Origin of the sequence: Vibrio sp. 05-20-BW147 (assembly GCF_013369385.1) — a bacterium.
Taxonomy (GTDB): Bacteria; Pseudomonadota; Gammaproteobacteria; order Enterobacterales; family Vibrionaceae; genus Vibrio; species Vibrio floridensis.
Map to the genome: position 1 here is coordinate 1 of NZ_SZTO01000113.1, position 338 is coordinate 338.

A 338-nucleotide genomic window follows, 5' to 3' on the forward strand; every position below is an offset into this window, starting at 1 on the left:
TGCGACACTAGCTCAGTTGGTAGAGCGCAACCTTGCCAAGGTTGAGGTCACGAGTTCGAACCTCGTGTGTCGCTCCAGATTTAGAAGTGGTGAGACCGCACATGAGGAACCTCATGCCCAAGCTGGTCGCGTCGCTCCAAATTACAGTTCTCATCGTACTTAACGATGACATGCGACACTAGCTCAGTTGGTAGAGCGCAACCTTGCCAAGGTTGAGGTCACGAGTTCGAACCTCGTGTGTCGCTCCAGATTTAGAAGTGGTGAGACCGCACACGAGGAACCTCGTGCCCAAGCTGGTCGCGTCGCTCCAGTTTAAAGCCCTTATCGTGCTTAACGAT

2 tRNA genes are annotated in these 338 nt (G+C 53.3%); both read left to right on the top strand.

Features of this window, described 5'->3' with window-relative positions:
• The first annotated feature begins 1 nt into the window (after position 1).
• Positions 2–77 (top strand) — tRNA-Gly (locus FC652_RS20355).
• A 95-nt stretch (positions 78–172) separates the two neighbouring features.
• Positions 173–248 (top strand) — tRNA-Gly (locus FC652_RS20360).
• Positions 249–338: the final 90 nt, after the last annotated feature.